The 18,535-nt window shown below is 49.7% G+C and carries 14 protein-coding genes, 4 tRNA genes and 1 pseudogene; 7 read left to right on the plus strand and 12 right to left on the minus strand.

The window, feature by feature from the left end; genetic code table 11:
- Positions 1 to 253: 253 nt before the first annotated feature.
- A complete protein-coding gene (locus tag M977_RS02780; protein WP_064512021.1) occupies positions 254 to 838 on the minus strand; it encodes a UPF0149 family protein in 585 nt (194 codons plus the stop codon).
- A 170-nt stretch (positions 839 to 1,008) separates the two neighbouring features.
- Here M977_RS02780 and M977_RS02785 point away from each other — a divergent pair, with 170 nt between their 5' ends.
- Both M977_RS02785 and M977_RS02790 read left to right on the plus strand, forming a co-directional pair.
- Positions 1,009 to 1,221: a hypothetical protein gene (locus tag M977_RS02785; protein WP_064512022.1), complete on the plus strand. Its 213-nt coding sequence runs from the start codon at positions 1,009 to 1,011 to the stop codon at positions 1,219 to 1,221.
- Between the two features lie 489 nt (positions 1,222 to 1,710).
- The gene (locus M977_RS02790; protein WP_064512023.1) at positions 1,711 to 3,936 is read left to right on the plus strand and encodes an EAL domain-containing protein; all 2,226 of its coding nucleotides are present in this window, start codon (positions 1,711 to 1,713) and stop codon (positions 3,934 to 3,936) included.
- Between the two features lie 370 nt (positions 3,937 to 4,306).
- On the opposite strand, the gene M977_RS02795 is transcribed toward M977_RS02790, so the two are convergent.
- The 9 genes from M977_RS02795 to M977_RS02835 all read right to left on the minus strand — a co-directional run bounded on the left by M977_RS02795 (position 4,307) and on the right by M977_RS02835 (position 10,423).
- Positions 4,307 to 4,393, minus strand: a tRNA-Leu gene (locus tag M977_RS02795).
- A 12-nt stretch (positions 4,394 to 4,405) separates the two neighbouring features.
- A tRNA-Cys gene (locus tag M977_RS02800) sits at positions 4,406 to 4,479 on the minus strand.
- A 49-nt stretch (positions 4,480 to 4,528) separates the two neighbouring features.
- Positions 4,529 to 4,604 (minus strand) — tRNA-Gly (locus M977_RS02805).
- 224 nt (positions 4,605 to 4,828) lie between these two features.
- The gene (cbl, locus tag M977_RS02810; RefSeq protein ID WP_064512024.1) at positions 4,829 to 5,773 is read right to left on the minus strand and encodes an HTH-type transcriptional regulator Cbl; all 945 of its coding nucleotides are present in this window, start codon (positions 5,771 to 5,773) and stop codon (positions 4,829 to 4,831) included.
- 105 nt (positions 5,774 to 5,878) lie between these two features.
- Positions 5,879 to 6,796, minus strand: a complete 918-nt coding sequence (gene nac, locus M977_RS02815) for a nitrogen assimilation transcriptional regulator NAC (protein WP_064512025.1) — start codon at positions 6,794 to 6,796, stop codon at positions 5,879 to 5,881.
- A gap of 221 nt (positions 6,797 to 7,017) precedes the next feature.
- Positions 7,018 to 7,521 (minus strand): protein disulfide oxidoreductase, encoded by a 504-nt coding sequence (locus tag M977_RS02820; protein WP_064512026.1) that lies wholly within the window; start codon positions 7,519 to 7,521, stop codon positions 7,018 to 7,020.
- Positions 7,511 to 8,125, minus strand: a complete 615-nt coding sequence (locus M977_RS02825) for a DsbA family protein (protein ID WP_064512027.1) — start codon at positions 8,123 to 8,125, stop codon at positions 7,511 to 7,513. The genes M977_RS02820 and M977_RS02825 overlap by 11 nt, the downstream gene beginning before the upstream one ends.
- Positions 8,122 to 10,008: a cytochrome c biogenesis protein CcdA gene (locus tag M977_RS02830; RefSeq protein WP_064512028.1), complete on the minus strand. Its 1,887-nt coding sequence runs from the start codon at positions 10,006 to 10,008 to the stop codon at positions 8,122 to 8,124. The genes M977_RS02825 and M977_RS02830 overlap by 4 nt, the downstream gene beginning before the upstream one ends.
- 49 nt (positions 10,009 to 10,057) lie before the next feature.
- Positions 10,058 to 10,423 (minus strand): hypothetical protein, encoded by a 366-nt coding sequence (locus M977_RS02835; protein WP_064512029.1) that lies wholly within the window; start codon positions 10,421 to 10,423, stop codon positions 10,058 to 10,060.
- Positions 10,424 to 10,613: 190 nt separating this feature from the next.
- Between M977_RS02835 and M977_RS02840 the strand changes: the two genes are divergently transcribed.
- Together M977_RS02840 and M977_RS24180 are read left to right on the plus strand one after the other, a co-directional pair.
- A tRNA-Asn gene (locus M977_RS02840) sits at positions 10,614 to 10,689 on the plus strand.
- 216 nt (positions 10,690 to 10,905) lie between these two features.
- Positions 10,906 to 11,076: pseudogene (locus M977_RS24180) on the plus strand (Arm DNA-binding domain-containing protein); the annotation flags it as partial.
- A gap of 76 nt (positions 11,077 to 11,152) precedes the next feature.
- On the opposite strand, the gene ttrR reads toward M977_RS24180, so the two are convergent.
- Positions 11,153 to 11,740 (minus strand): tetrathionate respiration response regulator TtrR, encoded by a 588-nt coding sequence (ttrR, locus tag M977_RS02845; protein WP_064512030.1) that lies wholly within the window; start codon positions 11,738 to 11,740, stop codon positions 11,153 to 11,155.
- Entirely contained in the window at positions 11,715 to 13,496 is a 1,782-nt protein-coding gene (ttrS, locus tag M977_RS02850) for a tetrathionate respiration histidine kinase TtrS (RefSeq protein ID WP_157092026.1), read from the minus strand. The genes ttrR and ttrS overlap by 26 nt, the downstream gene beginning before the upstream one ends.
- 178 nt (positions 13,497 to 13,674) lie before the next feature.
- Here ttrS and ttrB point away from each other — a divergent pair, with 178 nt between their 5' ends.
- From ttrB to ttrA, 3 genes are read left to right on the plus strand one after another with little or no spacing between them, the layout of a single operon-like run.
- The gene (gene ttrB, locus M977_RS02855) at positions 13,675 to 14,409 is read left to right on the plus strand and encodes a tetrathionate reductase subunit TtrB (RefSeq protein ID WP_064512032.1); all 735 of its coding nucleotides are present in this window, start codon (positions 13,675 to 13,677) and stop codon (positions 14,407 to 14,409) included.
- Positions 14,410 to 15,432, plus strand: coding sequence for a tetrathionate reductase subunit TtrC (gene ttrC / locus M977_RS02860; protein WP_064512033.1), 1,023 nt, complete (start codon positions 14,410 to 14,412; stop codon positions 15,430 to 15,432).
- Positions 15,425 to 18,490 (plus strand): tetrathionate reductase subunit TtrA, encoded by a 3,066-nt coding sequence (gene ttrA, locus M977_RS02865; RefSeq protein WP_064512034.1) that lies wholly within the window; start codon positions 15,425 to 15,427, stop codon positions 18,488 to 18,490. Before ttrC ends, ttrA begins: the two co-directional genes overlap by 8 nt.
- The last annotated feature ends 45 nt before the right edge of the window (positions 18,491 to 18,535 follow it).

Consider the following 18,535-nt stretch of genomic DNA (forward strand, 5'->3'; position numbering starts at 1 on the left):
GTAAAGAATACAAGGGAATTTGTTAAGAATTGTAAAAGAAGGTGTTAGTGGTTAGTATTATTTTAAACACTATTAGGAATAGTGAAATGTGCCATGTAGATGTTTGTTTTACCACAGTAAGTTAACACAGCGATTTAAGCTGTTTTAACTTACTTATGGAAATTCGCTGTGGTAATTGGAAGGTTTTTTTCAAAAGCCAGACAGCACACCGAATGCTGCCTGGTTATTAAAAGAAAGACTTTGCTGCATGTAATTAATGTAAAACCGCCGACCCAGCCTCACGCTTTTCTTGCCAGAAGCGATGCAGTTGTAACGCAGCAGGACCAATTGCTGCCTGACTTGCTTCATATTCTTGCTCAGTCATTTGCTCAAGCTTTGCAATGTGCGCTTCATCCCCATGGAGAGCTATCGTGTCCAGCGCCGCTTCCAGTTGTTCTGGCAATGCCTCCCAATGACTCAGTTCTACACCACGCATATAACCAAAACACCACTCTTCTACAATGGTGTATTCCTTGCCATCAATTTCGCGTAAACCAAATAGCGGCTCGAACTGATCAGGAGCATGACACAGACGTTCTGCAATATCGTTCATATGCTGACATGCGAGATCGTTAAAGCGTTGCTGCTCCTTTTCACTCTCCCAATGAGGCAGCTGGGATTCGCCGCCCCAAAGTGCAGTTTGCCACTGCGTGAGTTCAATCGTTCCAGGGGCAGAAAGAATAGCAGTGAGCATCCCATCCAACTCGGACACATCCAGTACGGAGTCATCGTTACCATACTGAGTGAGTGTATCATCCAGCCATTCCAATTCTTCTTCGTTTAGTGGCCCTTGATTCATACTGAGTTCTCCAGAAGTTGTGCGATTTTTAAGTCAATGTTGATGCAAAGACTCATACGATTGATTTCAGCCTGTAGTATGCCGTGATATTCATCTAAGAATGAAAGATTTGTCAGAATGGATTCATAAAATACCGATCATCTAAAGAACAAAAACCACCGAAAGGTGATATGACGGAACGGCTTATCATTGATTTTATTATCAGGGTGCTCAAGGTGGGAGTTGTCGCCTACTTACACGTAAGTGCGATGGCGTTGGATAGCCATAGCGGGGAAAGAGCAGTCTTCTCTATAGCACAAGTGCAGCAAGCCAAAACGAGTACGATTATAAAACCACAAACTAAACAAGCTTTGAGTATAAAACAGTCAAATACTCGTGATTAATTTATTATCAGTATTCATAGCCAATACTAACGTTAATATATGAAAAAATTTAAACCAGGAAAAATGATAAAGTCTTGGTGCGCCGATATCACTTATTGAGTCTTCGTTGCACATGCGCTTGTGTAACTCATCAATATAACATACCAAAACCATTAAATAACATTAATTTAACAATTGATGTTTTGATAGGTCTTAACTGTTATTTTTAGAGTTAATGACCTTAAAAAACTATCACAAAATATTTTTATATTGATTCATTGAACGTTTTGAACGATTATTTATGTGATACAGAAACATCTCTTTCATCTGTTTGGGTGGCTAATTACGATGGTTTTATCAATCCGATGTAGAACCAACTTTTTGACGGCATATCACCCCTTCATGTTGCAGTAAAGAAATATTCTGAGATTGCGGGCATATTTAATGTGTAATTTTACACATTAAATATATCCAACTATAAAAATAAACTTATTAAGCAGAGAATAAAGCATGTTATTGGCAGAAGCCAAAGATGATATTTTACTGAAAAGAATGATAGGCCCTTTTTGTACCGGTGTGGCATTTTTCATCTTTCAGTTTCTGGCCGAGTCCCTTACCGCTCAGGAACATATTGCAGATGCAACAATCCGGTTTTATGACCTTACACTGCCGCTGATTTCTGCTTTGCTAGTGTTATACAGAAAGAAGGCGCTTCCTATACTAGGGATATTTTTCCTTTATTCGATCAATAGTCATCCATTATCAGCGAAACTGACACTCACTTCCCAGCTGCTAGCAGCATTAATCAGTCAGTTACTGTATTACTGGAACACGGGAAAACGTGGTACGGTCAGTTTTGGGCGTAGCCAGTTAACTCCGCGGCGCATAGGCTGGCTTGTCTGCTGCAACTCTCTGTTATATATATTTTTTCAACACTCACTTCAGACTTATTTTGATCCAGAGTCAGCCACTGAAATTTTTACAGTGCAGACACTGATTAACCTGCAATGGATGATGAACTCTTGTATTACGGGTATTCCCTTTTGCTATCTTTTGCTTCGGGTCTGCCATAAACCTGCATGGGGACTTCAATATTTAAGACACGTAAGGGCATCAGTAAAATCAGGCCCAGCCATTTTATATCAGGCAATCTGGTGGCTTTTACTGCTCATAATTATGTACTGCCTGATTTCAGAAAATCTCAATACACTGCTTTTTACCGACTATTCTTTACTGTGGTTATTGCCGGTAATGTTATGGGGGACAGTACGTATTGGGCATGCTTTGGTAGCTCCTGTATGGGTTATCATACTGGCATTGCTGGGAAATTATATTGATGGATATATTTCAATAGCAAATACGCTTACAGATGCCAACCATCTACACAGCTTAATCATATCATCCACAACTATTTTCATTTTCTCCCTGACAATTGTTGCTACAGGAGTGATATCTGCGCATAACCTAAAATACTCCCAACATGTCAGTAGATTATATCGCTCCGAGCCAAACACTGGGCTTCTAAATTTTCAGGCTCTGAGTATGGATATAGATAAACACTCAGCAGAAGCATTATGCCTGATTCGTTGCCCAGAGCTAAATGAGCTTGAACAGACTTATGGTGTGGAGTTTCGCTTTGAATTTGTTAAAGCGTTAAGTTCGTATATAACAGGTTTATTGCCATGTTGTGACCAGGTTTATTACAGCCCTGGTCACGGTATAATTCTAAGACTGAACACGCTACCGGACGTCCCAGTATTTTACAGATCACTCAGGGTTTTTCGCTTTCAATGGAAAACATCTATCCTCGGGCTCAATTGTGGGGTGGCCTATACTAGTGATAAAAGAATCATTCGCAATTTATCAGAAGCAATAAAACAGTTAAATATTAACAGTTATATTTCTTTGTTGCATGGAAGACCGTTATCTCTGAGCCCAACAGTTCCTGGTGATAACATTGTTGAATCAGGGATGATACGCGATGTTCTGCAACAAGCTATCGACAGACAATCGTTGTTGCTTATGGCACAGCCCATTGTATCCACGGTGCTCACTGCGCAACCCGTCATCTCTGTTCGGGGTAAAATTCATTACCATGAGATTCTTATTCGCCTCAAAACAGCAGATGGAAAATTAATTTTCCCGGATACCTTCCTTCCCCTGGCCCGCAAAGGTGGCCTGCTGCCTGCACTGGATATCACGGTAATAGAACAGACCTTCCGCTTTATGCAGACCCGAAAAATCTCTGATCCTGATTGTTATTTTTCAATCAACCTGACGCCAGAGTCACTTTACCAAACAGACTTTCTGGATAATGTCTCTACATTATTCAAGAAGTACAGCATTGCTCCTTACCGTATTATTTTTGAAATTATTGAGTCTGAAATTCTTGATAATGAAAATGTCTCAGACATCCTGAGGAGTCTGCGCAATGCGGGCAGTAAAATTGCCATTGATGACTTTGGCACAGGCTCCTCAAGTTATGACAGATTACGTGTTCTGAATGCAGACATTTTAAAAATCGATGGTTCTTTTATCAAAAACATTATTGATGATCCATTTAGCTACTGTGCCGTTAAATCATTTTGCGAAATGGCGAAATTAAAAAATATGGAAATAGTTGCAGAGTTTGTCGAAAATGAAGAAATCGCGAAAATGCTAACTGAGATGGGTATCGATTGGTTACAGGGATACCATATTGGGAAACCTATCCCCGTTGAGCAAGCAGAACTGTAATTTAATATTAAGTTAGTAATCGCATTTTACTCAGAAACCGCGCAACAACCTGACGACCTAAAATCCTAATAGGCTGTCAGGTTTTTTTGACATAAAAAAAAGCGCGACAGGCAGCTATGCTGGGCAATTGAAATATAGCGTACCAGGAAGCCGACAATCCAACAGCAACCACAAGAACCCAGCCTCCGGGCTCGTTTTTCTTTGGGCGTAAAAAAACCCGCAGGTTGCGGGTTTCATTTGCACGGATAGCACAGTCTAAAAGTCTGTCGCCACCCCATCGCCATTGACTCAAATTGCAGAAAGTAAAAAACCACCCGAAGGTGGTTTCCACGACACTGCTTTATCATTGATTTTATTACTTTTATTCCCATGGTGCCCGGGGCGGGACTTGAACCCGCACAGCGCGAACGCCGAGGGATTTTAAATCCCTTGTGTCTACCGATTTCACCACCCGGGCTCGGGAAGAAAGTGGAGGCGCGTTCCGGAGTCGAACCGGACTAGACGGATTTGCAATCCGCTACATAACCGCTTTGCTAACGCGCCAAAACCTTTTACCTTCGCAGGCTGTAACAGAAACTCTGCTACATAAATTTGGAGCGGGAAACGAGACTCGAACTCGCGACCCCGACCTTGGCAAGGTCGTGCTCTACCAACTGAGCTATTCCCGCAAAATCTAATCAATTAACCTTAAAGCTAATCATTTGATTTTACTATCTTCTGGCAAGCTGTGCTGCCGTTCGATGCGTTGCATTCTACTTACCTGACGCGATGAGTCAATGAAATTTTCCGTCATCGCACTCCGTTTGCTGAATTTTGCACCGTACCGATCACGGTTCGAGCAAATAAGCCCCTACTGCGTGCAAATATTGATGCATTAACCAGTGAAAGGGAATCAAATTTGATAATCCAATACCGTCTCTTCTGGCTCTAGCGCCAGTCTTTTAATGTCGGCAACAGAAAGCTCAGGATTGCACAGCTCAATAAAGCGCCAGACATAATTCCGTTGTAGCTGACCTCGCTTCAATCCAAGCCATACGGTGTTAGTGTCAAAAAGATGACGAGTATCGAGTCTGACTAACTCCCCTTCCTCGCTGCTTGCCTGAAATGCCACCAGACCGATACCCAATCCCAGCTCAACGTAAGTTTTCACCACGTCAGAATCCTGCGCGCTCAAAACGATATCCGGCGTTAAACCACGGCGGGAAAAGGCTTCGTCTATGCGCGCACGGCCAGTGATCCCCTGGCGATAGGTAATAATCGGCCAATGGCTAATATCATCAAGCGTGAGAGGATTAGCATGGATCAGTGGATGACCGCGCGGCACCAATAAAGTATGTGACCAGCGAAACCACGGATAAGCAACGACTAAGGGATCGGTACTCAAGCGCTCACTGGCAATACCAATATCTGCCGTACCATTATGTAGCAGCATCTCGATTTCTTGCGGCGTCCCCTGGATTAGCTCAAGGCGTACTTCAGGGAATAATGAGCGAAACGATTTGATAACCGACGGCAAACTGTAGCGTGCCTGAGTATGTGTGGTAGCAATTGTGAGCACACCGCTGGTGTCGTTGGTAAATACATCAGCCAGACGACGTACATTACTGGCTTCATTAAGAATACGTTCAGCAATCACCAGCAGGGCTTTACCCGGCTCTGTCATGCCCAATAAACGTTTACCACGACGGATGAAAATCTCGATACCGAGTTCTTCTTCAAGCTCGCGGATATGGCGGCTTACGCCCGATTGCGAAGTGAAAAGCATGTTGGCGACTTCGGTCAGGTTGTAGTCCCGCCGGGCCGCCTCGCGGATGATTTTGAGTTGCTGGAAGTTCACATTGCCCCCGGGGCATAACCATTCTTTACACTATTGTTAAAGTGGCAACCCCGATATAACAAATAATAAAAACCAGCAACTTATTCGATTTAGCAATAAGCCGAATCACCCTACCAGTAGCAGTTCGCGATTTTCCTGTGCAGGACGAACCACCAGCGACATCAAAATGTCTTTTACTGCCTGCGCCTGAGGGGTCAGCGCGGTACGGGCCGATAAATTCACCGAGAGTGGTAAATTCAGGGATGGGCTGGTGATACGCGCCATCCAGCCGTTTGCCGAACTCACCAGCGAGCGTGCCGCTGATTCTGGCAACACTGTTACCCCCATACCGCTGGCAATTGCCGCCGTCAGCGTCGAGATAGAATCAATCTCACCGATAATTTTTGCCGTCAGGCGGCGTAGTGAGAACGCTTCATCCACGCGTTTACGTACGGCGCTATAGTCACGCGGCAGGAATAGGTTCATTTCGGCAACCGCAGAAAGATCGACTGTCTGACCTGGACAATCGCGGGTGCCGACCAGAAACAACTCCTCTTTAAGTAACGGTTGGCTGATGATGCCCGCCGTTGGAGAACGGTCATACAAGACCGCCATGTCAAGCTGGCCGCTTAACAGCTTGTCATTCAGGACAGAACTACTGTTCTCATGCAGATAGACCAGCACGTCGGGTAATTCCGCACGTACTGCCTGTAATAAAGGCATGGTAATTGAAGAAGCTGCGGTACCGGGAGCCAGACCAATAGAAACCTGGCCACCTAAAGTTTGGCCCACATTGCAAACCGCTAATTGAGCCTGTTCACACTGGCGCAGAATAGTCCGCGCATGGGTATAGAGAATTTTTCCTGCTTCTGTTGGCGTTACGCCGCGTTTGGTACGAATTAACAGCTGCTGATCCATTTCACCTTCAAGGGTAGCAACTTGTTGGCTCAGCGCCGGCTGCGCAATATGCAGCACTTCTGCGGCCTGAGTCAGGCTACCAATATCGACGATTTTCACGAAGTACTTCAGTCGTCTTAAATTCATTTTGCCCCCTACACGGAATGCCAACGCCAGTCTCGGCAGTGATGTCTTTCTAAGAATTGCAATATGCTTGCCACTTTTGAGAAACATCCGACCAGATGTGCTAACAAGCTGGATAATAAGCGAAAGTGATTTAAAACGAGGAAAAATGAGTTTGAAACAGTGGTTCTCTTATGCCCCATTAGAGGTATTGGCGCACCATTACGGTGCGCCTGTTCATGCCATTACAATGAGGCCCACCAAAGACGTAGTTTCATTCCCCAAAGCGTAGTCCATCCGGTCGTTGACGAGACAACCTCTCCTTTATAAAGCACAACCAACGTAGGCGTGACACCAATCTGCCAGTTGCGAGATAACTCTCCTGAGGCATCATTGACCACTGGAAGATGGATCTTTTTTTGGGCTAACCAACGCGTCACATCCTGAGGTTCGCCTGAGCGTAGCGCAATTGTCATCACGTTTTCTCCCTCTCCCACCAACTGCGCAACAGAAGGTGTTGTATAGCGACACACGCCGCACCAACTGGCCCAGAAATAAAGGAGTAATGGGCGATCTTCACTCAACGCGCTCAACACTACTGCCTGGCCATCTAGTGTATGAAGTGGTGTGCTGTCGAATGTCGTGGGCATTTTCGGCGCTCGCCACCAGTCCATCAGAAAGACAATGGTGATGAGGACAACCATCATCACCAACGCTTCCCGTCCCCAGCGCTTTAATTTACTTTTCATTGGCCTGTGCCCGCTTTTCTATTACTAGCGTTTCCAGAGACTCCCATGGTACTGCCCCTGCCAGTAAAGTATCACCCACCAACGTTGCCGGCGTGCCTTCCACACCGACGACCCGAGCCAGCTGTAGGTTCAGACTCAGTGTTTCCCTACTCAATTCATCCGGCTTAACCACTGTCACCCCACTTTTGACGAACGCGGCATCAATAGTGGTTGCGGTGTGATTACCCTGTTTCGACATCAAACTGTGATGCAATGCCAGAAACTGCTGCGGGTTCTCGCGCCAGGTTGTTAAGGCGACACGCGCAGCAAGCGATGATGATTCACCACGAAATGGCAGCAGTTTGAACACTACCGCCACGTCGGGATACTTCTCCACAATCTTCTCAAGCATTGGGTCGAATTTTTTACAGTACGGGCAGTTGTAGTCGGTAAACGAAATGATGGTTAATTTCGGTGAAGTTGCACCAATCCTTGGGCTGGCAGGATCGTGATACAACGCTTGATAGATCATCTGCTGTATTTGTTCTTCATTATTAGGTTGCGTCTCGGCAGTGGCACCAAAAGTGGTCGCCAACAGCAGTACAAGCGTCATGATCATTTTCATTTTTTATCTCCTTTCGCATCATTTAGTGCGTTCAATACGACATCTCGTGTCAACAGAGTTGGCAGGGCTTTTCCTTCCGGTGTGCCGGGTCCATAGACCTGGTTGAATGGCACACCAACTTGCCCACGCTGTTTGAGGAATGTGGTTATCTCTTTTGAAGGGAGTGTCCAGTCACCGCGCAGCGCAACCACATCAGATTGCTGCAATACCGCTTGCACGTCGTCACGGGAAAGGACGTTTAACTTGTTAATTTTGCAGGTGATACACCAGTCGGCGGTGACATCAATAAACACACGCTTGTTTTGCGCGATTGCATCCTGAATTGCCTGTTCACTTAGCGGCTGCCAGGCAATATTTTCTTTAACGGGAGTATTTACTGCTGACCCAAAATGCACCGGTAACAGACTAACCAGCCATAAAGCTGAGCCCAGCATCATCACTGCCAGGATGCGGCGCAACCAGACCATCCAACGCCCGGGTTTCGGCAGTCGTAATGCCAATGAAGGGCGCATGGCAATAAGCAGCCATGGCAGGCTCATTCCCACACCAAGTGCTATAAAGATGCCCCACAATGTTGGCAACGATGCACCAAGTGCCACGGCAACGGCTGTGCCGAGGAATGGAGCACTGCAAGGTGTTGCCAGCAGCGTTGCCAGCGCTCCCTGCCAGAAATGCCCACTTATGCCATTGCCACCTTGCGTAGCAATCCTGGTTGTCACTTTTGAGGAAAGTCGGAATTCAAATAGCCCAAACAGGTTGGCACTGAACACCAACATCACTACGGCCATAAAGCCAATAAACCAGGCATTCTGGAACTGAATCCCCCAGCCCACCGCCTGGTTTGTCAAACGCAGTACCGTCATTAATAGCGCCAGCGCCATAAACGAAACGAGAATACCGGCAAATGAGGCGAGGAACTGTTGGCGAATAACGCGCTTTTCTTGTTTTTCAGCCAGTAACACAGAACCGAGTTTCATTCCCAAAACCGGCAACACACATGGCATCAGGTTAAGAATGAACCCACCCACCATGGCCAGCAGTAACACTTGCCAGAGTACAAAGTCGCCTCCTGCCTCAGGTACAACTGGCGTTTCAGCTATCGTGACATTGCTTTGCTGAGCAATGCCATTATCGGCGATAACCAAAGAGAGATTGCGCCCACGTAGATCGGGTCCGGCGCCGTCCCAACCATCACTAACTGGTACCGTTGCCCATAACGTTTCACCTTCGACACGATATTTTGGTTTACCGAAACTGGCATCCTCTGGCATATCAAAAAACAGCTCGGGTTTCTGCCAACCTGCGGAACGTGTGGCCTGCACAACCAGCTCAGCACTGTGATAACCAGCTTTCAGGCTATCGGTTAGCCCGTTATAAAGCGGCACTTTACCCATCGCTTGTGCATAATCGTGGGCAAATGCTGCGTTGCCATTCTCTGGTGTGATTTCAAAGGGAAAATCTGTCAGCAGGCAGACATCTTTGCAGGTCGAGAGGGTAAGTACACCTGCGATTTTCCCTGTAAATGCACCATCAAGCGCCAGTGGAATACTGACCGCGTTGTGGTAACCCTGAGTGGTAATGCCCGCCACATCAAAACGTTGCGGCATCGGCCAGAACCACTGGGCCGATTTCACGGGTTCGCTCCAGACAATAGTCGACGCAACGCCACCGTCACCCGGCGAACGCCAATAGGTTTTCCACCCTTCTTCAAGTTTCACATCTAGCAGGACGCGAGTTTCATCTGGCTGTGAAGTATCTGCACGCAGCCGAACGCTGGCGTGTTGATTATCCGTAGATTGAAGCCAGCCGGGTTCCGCAGCCCACGAAAATGGCAGCCATAGCAGTAGCAGGCAGAGCAACGCTCGCCTAAAAAGACTCAACATATTTTTTCTCCGTAAATGAATTATCGAACTGTGTTAAACAGCCGGTGTTTCATTCACGAAAAACGCAGAATCGCAGATGGACTCTTAGGGTGGGCGAACTAAATGCCCTGGCGGGAGAAACAGATGATCGTTCAGCTTGTAATGGCGCAATGAGCGCCAGAAGTAGACTGAAAACAAAAAATGCAGCTTCAAACAACACTGGAGGTGCGGCAAGTAATGACTTTGCACTCAATTCGCAAGGGGTAATCGATGCGTTATCTTCAACTTCAGAATTGCTGCTTTGCGAGAGCATGACGCTTTGGGCAGCTTTCATTTGCAAAGCGTGCAATCCCGCCATGCGCTGCGCGGTGCAAACTAACACCACCAGACATGCCAACAATAAAAACCACTTTGCAAAATGCTTCCGTTTAAACATGAATCCCTCGCACTATATGAACCGCATATCTTAACCAGTCGTTCTCGTTTGGCAACTGATGTGCTGTAAAGATATGTCTGCATGCCTGCATAGCCAGGTTTGATTGTTTTATCAGCAAACAAACCAGCAGTGTGATAACAGGCTTTGACAACCCCGAAGCGCATCGCTAATATGCGCCCCGTTAACCGATTCCTCTGTAGTTCAGTCGGTAGAACGGCGGACTGTTAATCCGTATGTCACTGGTTCGAGTCCAGTCAGAGGAGCCAAATTCGAAAGCCCGCTTAAGGAAACTTAAGCGGGCTTTTTTGTTTTTAGACATCTTTTCGAATTTATATATGATTTTGATTCAATAAGTTAGCGTGAAAAACCTTCCCGATGTGTTTTCATTTGTCTGCATGCATCGTGCGAAAATGGTGGTCAGATATGGGGTCTATCCGGTTCGATTGTGAAGTGACCACCAAATGTCTTAAAATGATTCTAAAATCCCCAGTTCCAAACCTTCTGATAAATTCTTCAAACTGAGCGATGCTCAGGTTTTCTATTTGCTTTTCAATCCCGACGGTTCCCGTCTCTGGTATCTCAAATATCGCTTTAACGGCAAAGAATCTCGCATTGGTTTAGGGACTTATCCCGCATTGTCTCTTGCAGAAGCCTGACAGCAACGTGATGGTATCCGCAAACTGCTGTCTCAGGGGATAAACCAGGCTTTTTCGTTTCTACCGCAACCAGTCATTCGCGAACCTGCTGCAAACGGTTTACCAGTTCGGCCAGGCTGCCTGCCTGCATTTTTTCCATTACGCGGGCGCGATGTACTTCTACTGTGCGCACCGCAATATTCATGCTGTCGGCAATTTCGCGGTTGAGTAACCCGTTTGCCACAAGCCCTGCCAGTTCCCGCTCTTTGGGGGTGAGTTGCTGATAACAGGTAACAATTTTTTGCCGGTCAAACTCTTGTGCGGAAACCAGTAGCGCGTGCTCTAACGCCATCTGAAGGGGCTTTGCCGCAACGGGCTTTTGCAGAAAATCGACGGCGCCGCGTTTCATTTGCTCCACCGCCATTGGCACATCGCCGTGCCCTGTCAGGAACACCACCGCCAGCGTACTGCCGCGCCGCAACATCTCCTCATGCACGCCCTGCCCGTCCATCACTGGCATACGCATATCCAACAACAACACGCCAGTCTGGTAAAGCTCGGCCTGAGACAAAAATAGCGCCCCCTCATTCCAGCAGCGAACATCGTACCCCAGGCTTTCAAGCAAAAATGCGCAGGCTTTGGTCACTGCCACATCGTCATCCAGCAAATGAATTATCGCCATCGCGGCTTCGTTCCTCTCTGTCCGTGAAATCTAACACTATGGCCACACCTGTCAGGCCATCCGGAGCTTTGTGATTCTGGATAGTAATTTCGCCCTGCCCGTAACGGACCAGGCGTTGGCAAATCACCAGCCCTAATCCCATCCCTTCTTCGCGGGTTGTCACAAAGGGTTGGAATGCCTGACGCAATAACACTTCATCAATCCCTCCGGCATTATCCTGCAGGGTGATTCGCGCGCCGCCATTTTTATGCTCCGCCATAATCCACACCGTTGTTGCTCCCGCCTGAGCCGCATTCAGGATAAGGTTCGTCAGCACCTGCTCAAGCAGGACCGGCGGCAGGTGCACGGTTAACTCAGAATGCACTTCCATTTGCAGTGTGACTGCCGGGAAATTCTGCGCCATGCGCAATAGTCGCCAGACGTGCAAAATAGCGTCATGAATATTGACCTGCCCCCACTCCTCCGTCATGACTGGATTTCCCTGTGCCTGGCTAACCCAGTGGCGCAAATTTCGCAGCGTGTCGGCTGCACGTTGTGCCTGGCTGTCAATTTCTTTCAGGGCGGGAAGCAACGGATGCTGCTCATCCTGCGCCTCAAGGCGGATCAGGCAGCCCCCGGCATAGTGACGAATAGCGCTAAGTGGTTGATTAAGCTCATGGGCAAAACCGGAGGTCATCTCCCCCAGGACACTCATTTGTCTTGCCGTTTCCAGTGCCTGTTCTTGCTGGCGCAACAGTACATTATTGCGTTCCAGTTGCTGACCACGCCGCCGCACCAGCAGCATGACCCAGATGTAATTTAGCATGAGCAACAGTAACACCAGCGCAACTGCGCCCATCGCGACCTGGTGTTGAATCAGCCAGCTTTTGATATCCAGCCACAAACGTCTCTGTTGCGGATGCTGGCGCACGTCGTGTAACAGCGCTTCAACCTGGCTGGTAGAAGCCGGAGCCCCCCAATGAAAAGGGGCGGTTTCTGGCGCATTAAACAGTACCCGCGTGACACGGTCCGCCAGTTCATCACTGACCGTCGGCAGTGCCGCAAAAGACCAGTCGGGATAAAGGGGTGTGCTGGTTAAACAGGGAATGGGAGCAGGATGGTTTATCAGCGCCACAAAATCTTCTTTATGGATAAGCCCTTCTTTATCCATATTGTCCAGCAGGCACACCGGCACTATCGCCGCCTGAACGGCTTTTTCGCGTAACAAATACACCAGGGCATCGGCCGGGAAGCCGGTAAAACGCAGTTGCAGGTCCCTTTCAGGGCGAATGCCGGCATCATTTAACGCCTTATACCCCAGTAAATAGCCGCCAAAAGCCTGTGCATCAATAGCGCCCACCGTTTTGCCGATCAGATCGTGTACCGAGGTGATCCCGCTGTCGCGCCTGGCCAGGATAGCACTGCCGATAACATTGCTCGCCGCTTTACCGCCGCGAGTGGAACGCAAAGAGGCTAGCCAGCGTAATGGTGAATGGCTGTTCAATTGCACAAACTGCGCGGGGTTAGTCACCACGAACTGCACCGTTTTACGGTTCACCGCCTCCTGCATTTGATGGAGATCCAGCGGCTGGATATGAAACTCCTCGCCAGGCAATTGTTGATTGAGGAGGGCTTCCAACGGTTGCCAGTGGCTGCAAGTCTGCACCTCGCCACGCATCGCCAGAATGCCAATATTCCACGACCCCGCCCATGCGGCACTACTCATCATGATGGCTGACAGCAGTAATGCCAGGCGTCTCATCGTTATGCCTCTCACCGAATTATCCCTGTTGATTATGTTGTTTTAGATCAACAACAAGACGGGTATGTGGTTAACCACAATAGAGTCCCCCCTCCCTGATTTTTACACTGTAAATCATAGACATTTTTAATACATCACCAGCCAGTCAACGACGTGACTTATGTTTTGTTGTTGCATCACGACGGGAGAAAATATGGACAGCAGTAAACGGCAGTTTCTCCAGCAACTGGGTATCCTGAGCGCGGGTGCCTCTTTAGTGCCGCTGGCTCAGGCGAAATTCCCCTTCTCCCCTGAGCGACATGAAGGCTCCACACGCCATCGTTATGCCATGCTTATCGACCTGCGCCGTTGTATTGGCTGCCAGTCTTGTACGGTTAGTTGCGCCATTGAAAACCAGACACCTCAGGGCGAATTCCGCACCCATGTCAATCAATATCAGGTGCGACTGGAAGGCGAACTCAGCGTCACCAACGTGTTGCTGCCCCGCCTGTGCAACCACTGCGATAACCCACCTTGCGTTCCCGTTTGCCCGGTTCAGGCAACCTTCCAGCGGGAGGACGGCATTGTGGTGGTAGACAACACGCGTTGCGTCGGCTGCGCCTATTGCGTTCAGGCCTGCCCTTATGACGCACGCTTTATCAACCACGAAACACAAACTGCCGATAAATGCACCTTCTGCGTCCACCGTCTCGAGGCCGGGTTGCTCCCCGCGTGTGTGGAATCTTGTGTTGGCGGCGCACGAATTATTGGTGATTTGAAGGATCCGAACAGCCGTATCGCGCAGATGCTTCACGAGCACAGCGATGCCATCAAAGTGCTGAAACCGGAGAACGGCACCCTACCCCATGTTTTCTATTTAGGCCTGGACGAGGCCTTCGTCACCCCATTGATGGGGCGTGCTCAACCCGCACTCTGGCAGGAGGTTTAAATGACGCATTCTCTGTTAATCGAGGAGGTACTGGCACGCCCGCAAGAGATAAGCTGGCTTCCCTGGGCTGTGCAATACTTCTTTTTCATCGGCATTGCCGCCTGTGCGGCCCTGTTTGCCTGTGTACTTCACTGGCGCAAAAGAGAGTCCGCAAAACTGGAAAACCTGACGCTGTTGATTGCCTTAACCTGCGCCATTACTGCCCCTCTGGCGCTAACGGCAGATCTGCACCAAACCGCTCGCTTCTGGCATTTCTACGCTTACCCTACGCCGTGGTCATGGATGCCCTGGGGCGCATTATTTTTACCGCTGTTCACCGGGTTTCTGGGATTGTGGTTTCTCGCACAACTTATCAAACGCTTCACACAAAAAAGCTACCGCGTGACGAAATGGCTGGCGCTGGCAAGTGCCTTAACAGCGGTGGGATTGCTGGTGTATACCGGTCGCGAAGTGTCTGTGGTACAGGCGCGCCCTGTCTGGTTTAGCTATGCGTTTCCTCTCGTGATGTTTCTCAGTGCTTTCCACACCTTTTTTGCGCTGCTCATTGTGTCACTGCGCAGTGAACAGGCATTACAGCGGAAACTGGCCCAGGGGCAACTCTGGATTCTGGGGCTGCTTGCCATCGTAGTCGTGTTTTGGGTCAGCGGTGACACGCTGTCTGGCACTGCTATTCGCGACTGGCTTGCAGTGGCCCCTTCCGCCAGAGGCTACGCTGCCGGTTGGGCCGTATTCTGGTGTTTATCTCTTGGTATTAGCAGCATGGCATTGCTTAAACCGTTATCCACGCCGTTACGCATTTTGCAGGCGTTCAGCGCCATGGCGTTGTGCTGGCTGATACGCTGGACCTTACTGATTCAGGTGCAAACCATACCGAAATTTAACGCGCAATTTAACCCTTACACCCTGCCCGCAGGAACCGATGGCTGGCTCGCCATCTTCGGCACCTTTGGTTTGTGGATAGCGCTGCTCATTATTGTTCGTGAAACCGTGAATGGTCTGGCAAGGAGAATGCAACATGGCTAATTTAACCCGTCGTCAGTGGCTTAAAGTCGGCCTCGCTCTGGGCGGAATGGTGACTTTTGGGCTGAGTTATCGGGATGTCGCAAAGCGTGCCATTGACGGTTTGCAAAACGGCACCTCCGGCAAGATAACCCGCGACCGCATCTTCGGTAATGCGTTGATTCCCGAAGCTAACGCGCAACCCCACTGGCAACAAAACCCGCAACAAGTGATCTCGATGACGCAATGCTTTGGCTGCTGGACGCAGTGTGGCGTGCGAGTGCGGGTCGACCGCGAAAAAGAGAAAGTGCTGCGAATTGCAGGCAACCCTTATCACCCTTTATCCCATGAACACCACATTAACGCCTCCGTCCCGTTTGCCGAGGCGATGGCGCAACTTGCAGGAGAAACCGGCCTCGACTCCCGCTCCACCGCCTGCGCCCGTGGCGCAACCATGATGGAAGGCCTGTACAGCCCGCTACGTATTCTGGAACCGATGAAACGCGTCGGTAAACGTGGAGAAGGAAAATGGCAGCGCATCAGCTTTGAACAACTGATAGAAGAAGTCGTGGAAGGTGGCGATCTATTTGGTGAAGGGTACGTAGAAGGTTTACGCGCGCTTCATGCCCCCACTACACCCATCGACCCGAAGCATCCTGGATTTGGCCCGAAAACTAACCAATTACTGGTGACCAATGCGGGTGATGATGGCCGCGATACGTTCCTGCGACGCTTTGCGCTCAACAGTTTCGGCAGCAAAAACTTCGGCGCACACGGCGCCTATTGCGGCCTGGCTTATCGGGCCGGTTCTGGTGCACTGATGGGCGATCTGGATAAAAACCCGCACGTGAAGCCTGACTGGGATCATGTTGAATTTGCGCTGTTTATGGGCACCTCACCGGCGCAGTCCGGCAACCCTTTTAAACGCCAGGCGCGGCAACTCTCCAGCGCCCGCGTGCGCGATAACTTCCAGTATGTCGTCGTCGCCCCAGCGCTGCCGTTAACTACCGTACTTGCCGACGATCGCGGCCACTGGCTGCCTGTTATTCCTGGTACTGATTCAGCGCTGGCGATGGGCATGATCCGCTGGATCATCGAGAAAGAACGTTACAACGCAGACTACCTTGCCACCCCTGATGCGCTAGCCATGCAGCAGGCGGGTGAGAAAAGCTGGACCAACGCCTCGCATCTGGTGATCACTGATGAGCTCCCGCAACTTGCCGGGCAGCATTTGACGCTGGCACATCTGGGGGCTGATAGCGCAAGCGATCCTGTGGTGCTTAATGAAAACGCAGAAATAGTTGCCGCCAGCCTTTGCCAGCGCGCACAGTTATTTGTGACTCAGCAAGTCACGCTGGATGACGGACAAATCGTCACCGTGAAAAGCGGATTCCAGTTGCTCAAAGATACAGCTAACAAACTCACACTGGCGCAATACAGCCAGCAATGTGGCGTGCCGGAAGAAAAAATTGCCGCGCTGGCGGATACCTTTACGCGCCACGGGCGAAAAGCCGCAGTCATTACCCACGGCGGGATGATGGCAGGCAACGGGTTTTACAACGCCTGGGCCGTTATGATGCTCAACGCGCTGATTGGCAACCTCAGTCTGGAAGGCGGAGTGTTCGTTAGCGGGGGTAAATTCAACGGTGCAGCCGATGGCCCGCGCTACAATATGGACAGCTTTTCTGGAAAGGTAAAACCGAAAGGGCTGAGCATCGCGCGCAGCAAAACTGCCTATGAATCCTCCGAAGAATACCGGAATAAAGTCGCCGCCGGGAAGTCCCCCTTCCCGGCTAAAGCACCCTGGTATCCGTTCGTGGCGGGGCAACTGACAGAACTGCTTACTTCGGCACTGGAAGGCTACCCCTACCCGCTGAAAGCGTGGATCTCTAATATGACGAATCCGTTTTACGGCATCCCTGGGCTGCGGGCCGTGGCGGAAGAGAAACTCAAAGATCCTAAAAACCTGCCGCTGTTTATTGCCATTGACGCGTTTATGAACGAAACCACAGCGCTGGCAGATTATATCGTGCCGGATACGCACAACTTCGAAAGCTGGGGATTCAGCGCGCCGTGGGCTGGCGTTGCCAGCAAAGCCACCACCGCCCGTTGGCCTGTCGTTTCGTCCGCAACTAGCCAAACCGCCGATGGGCAGCCGGTATCAATGGAGGCCTTCTGCATCGCAGTGGCTAAACGCCTCGAACTGCCAGGTTTTGGCGACAATGCAATTACCGACACGCAAGGTAACAGCTACCCGCTTAATCGCGCGGAAGATTACTACCTGCGTGTTGCCGCCAACATCGCATATATGGGCAAAGCCCCAGTCGCGGCAGCAAATCAGGAGGACGTGGCTCTCACCGGCGTGCAACGCATTTTGCCCGTGATGCAACAGACGCTAAAACCTGATGAGGTCAGCCGCGTCGCCTTCATCTACTCTCGAGGCGGACGTTTTGCCCCAGACAGCAGCGGGCGTGAGGATAATCTCGTCGGCAATGCGTGGCAGAAACCGCTGCAAATCTGGAATGCAGAAGTCGCCGCACATCGTCATGCCATTACTGGCGAACGTTATAGCGGCTGTCCGGCCTGGTATCCTGCACGGCTGTCTGACGGGCGCTCCGTGGACGAGATATTCCCTGTGCAGCAGTGGCCACTGAAACTGATTTCGTTTAAATCCAATACCATGTCCAGCAGCACAGCAACAATCCCACGGTTACATCATGTCAAACCGACTAACCTGGTGGCGCTCAATCCTGAAGATGGCAAGCGCTACGGCCTGGCGCACGGCGACACCGTCCGTATCACGACACCGGGCGGGCACGCGGTAGCACAAATCAGTCTGCTTCACGGCGTGATGCCTGGAGTCATTGCCATTGAGCACGGTTACGGGCACCGTGAAATGGGGGCGGCGCAGCATTATCTCGACGGTGAAGCCATGCCAATTGATGAGAAAATAAAAGCAGGGATAAACCTCAATGACCTGGGCTTTGCCGACCCTACACGCAAGGTCGCAAATACCTGGCTGGATTGGGTGTCTGGGGCATCAGTCAGACAGGGGCTTCCGGCAAAAATTGAACGGATATAATCCGTTCACAGGTGCAAAGGCCTGCATGTTTCCTGAGCCGGCTTT

It is taken from the genome of Buttiauxella gaviniae ATCC 51604, assembly GCF_001654835.1.
GTDB lineage: Bacteria > Pseudomonadota > Gammaproteobacteria > Enterobacterales > Enterobacteriaceae > Buttiauxella > Buttiauxella gaviniae.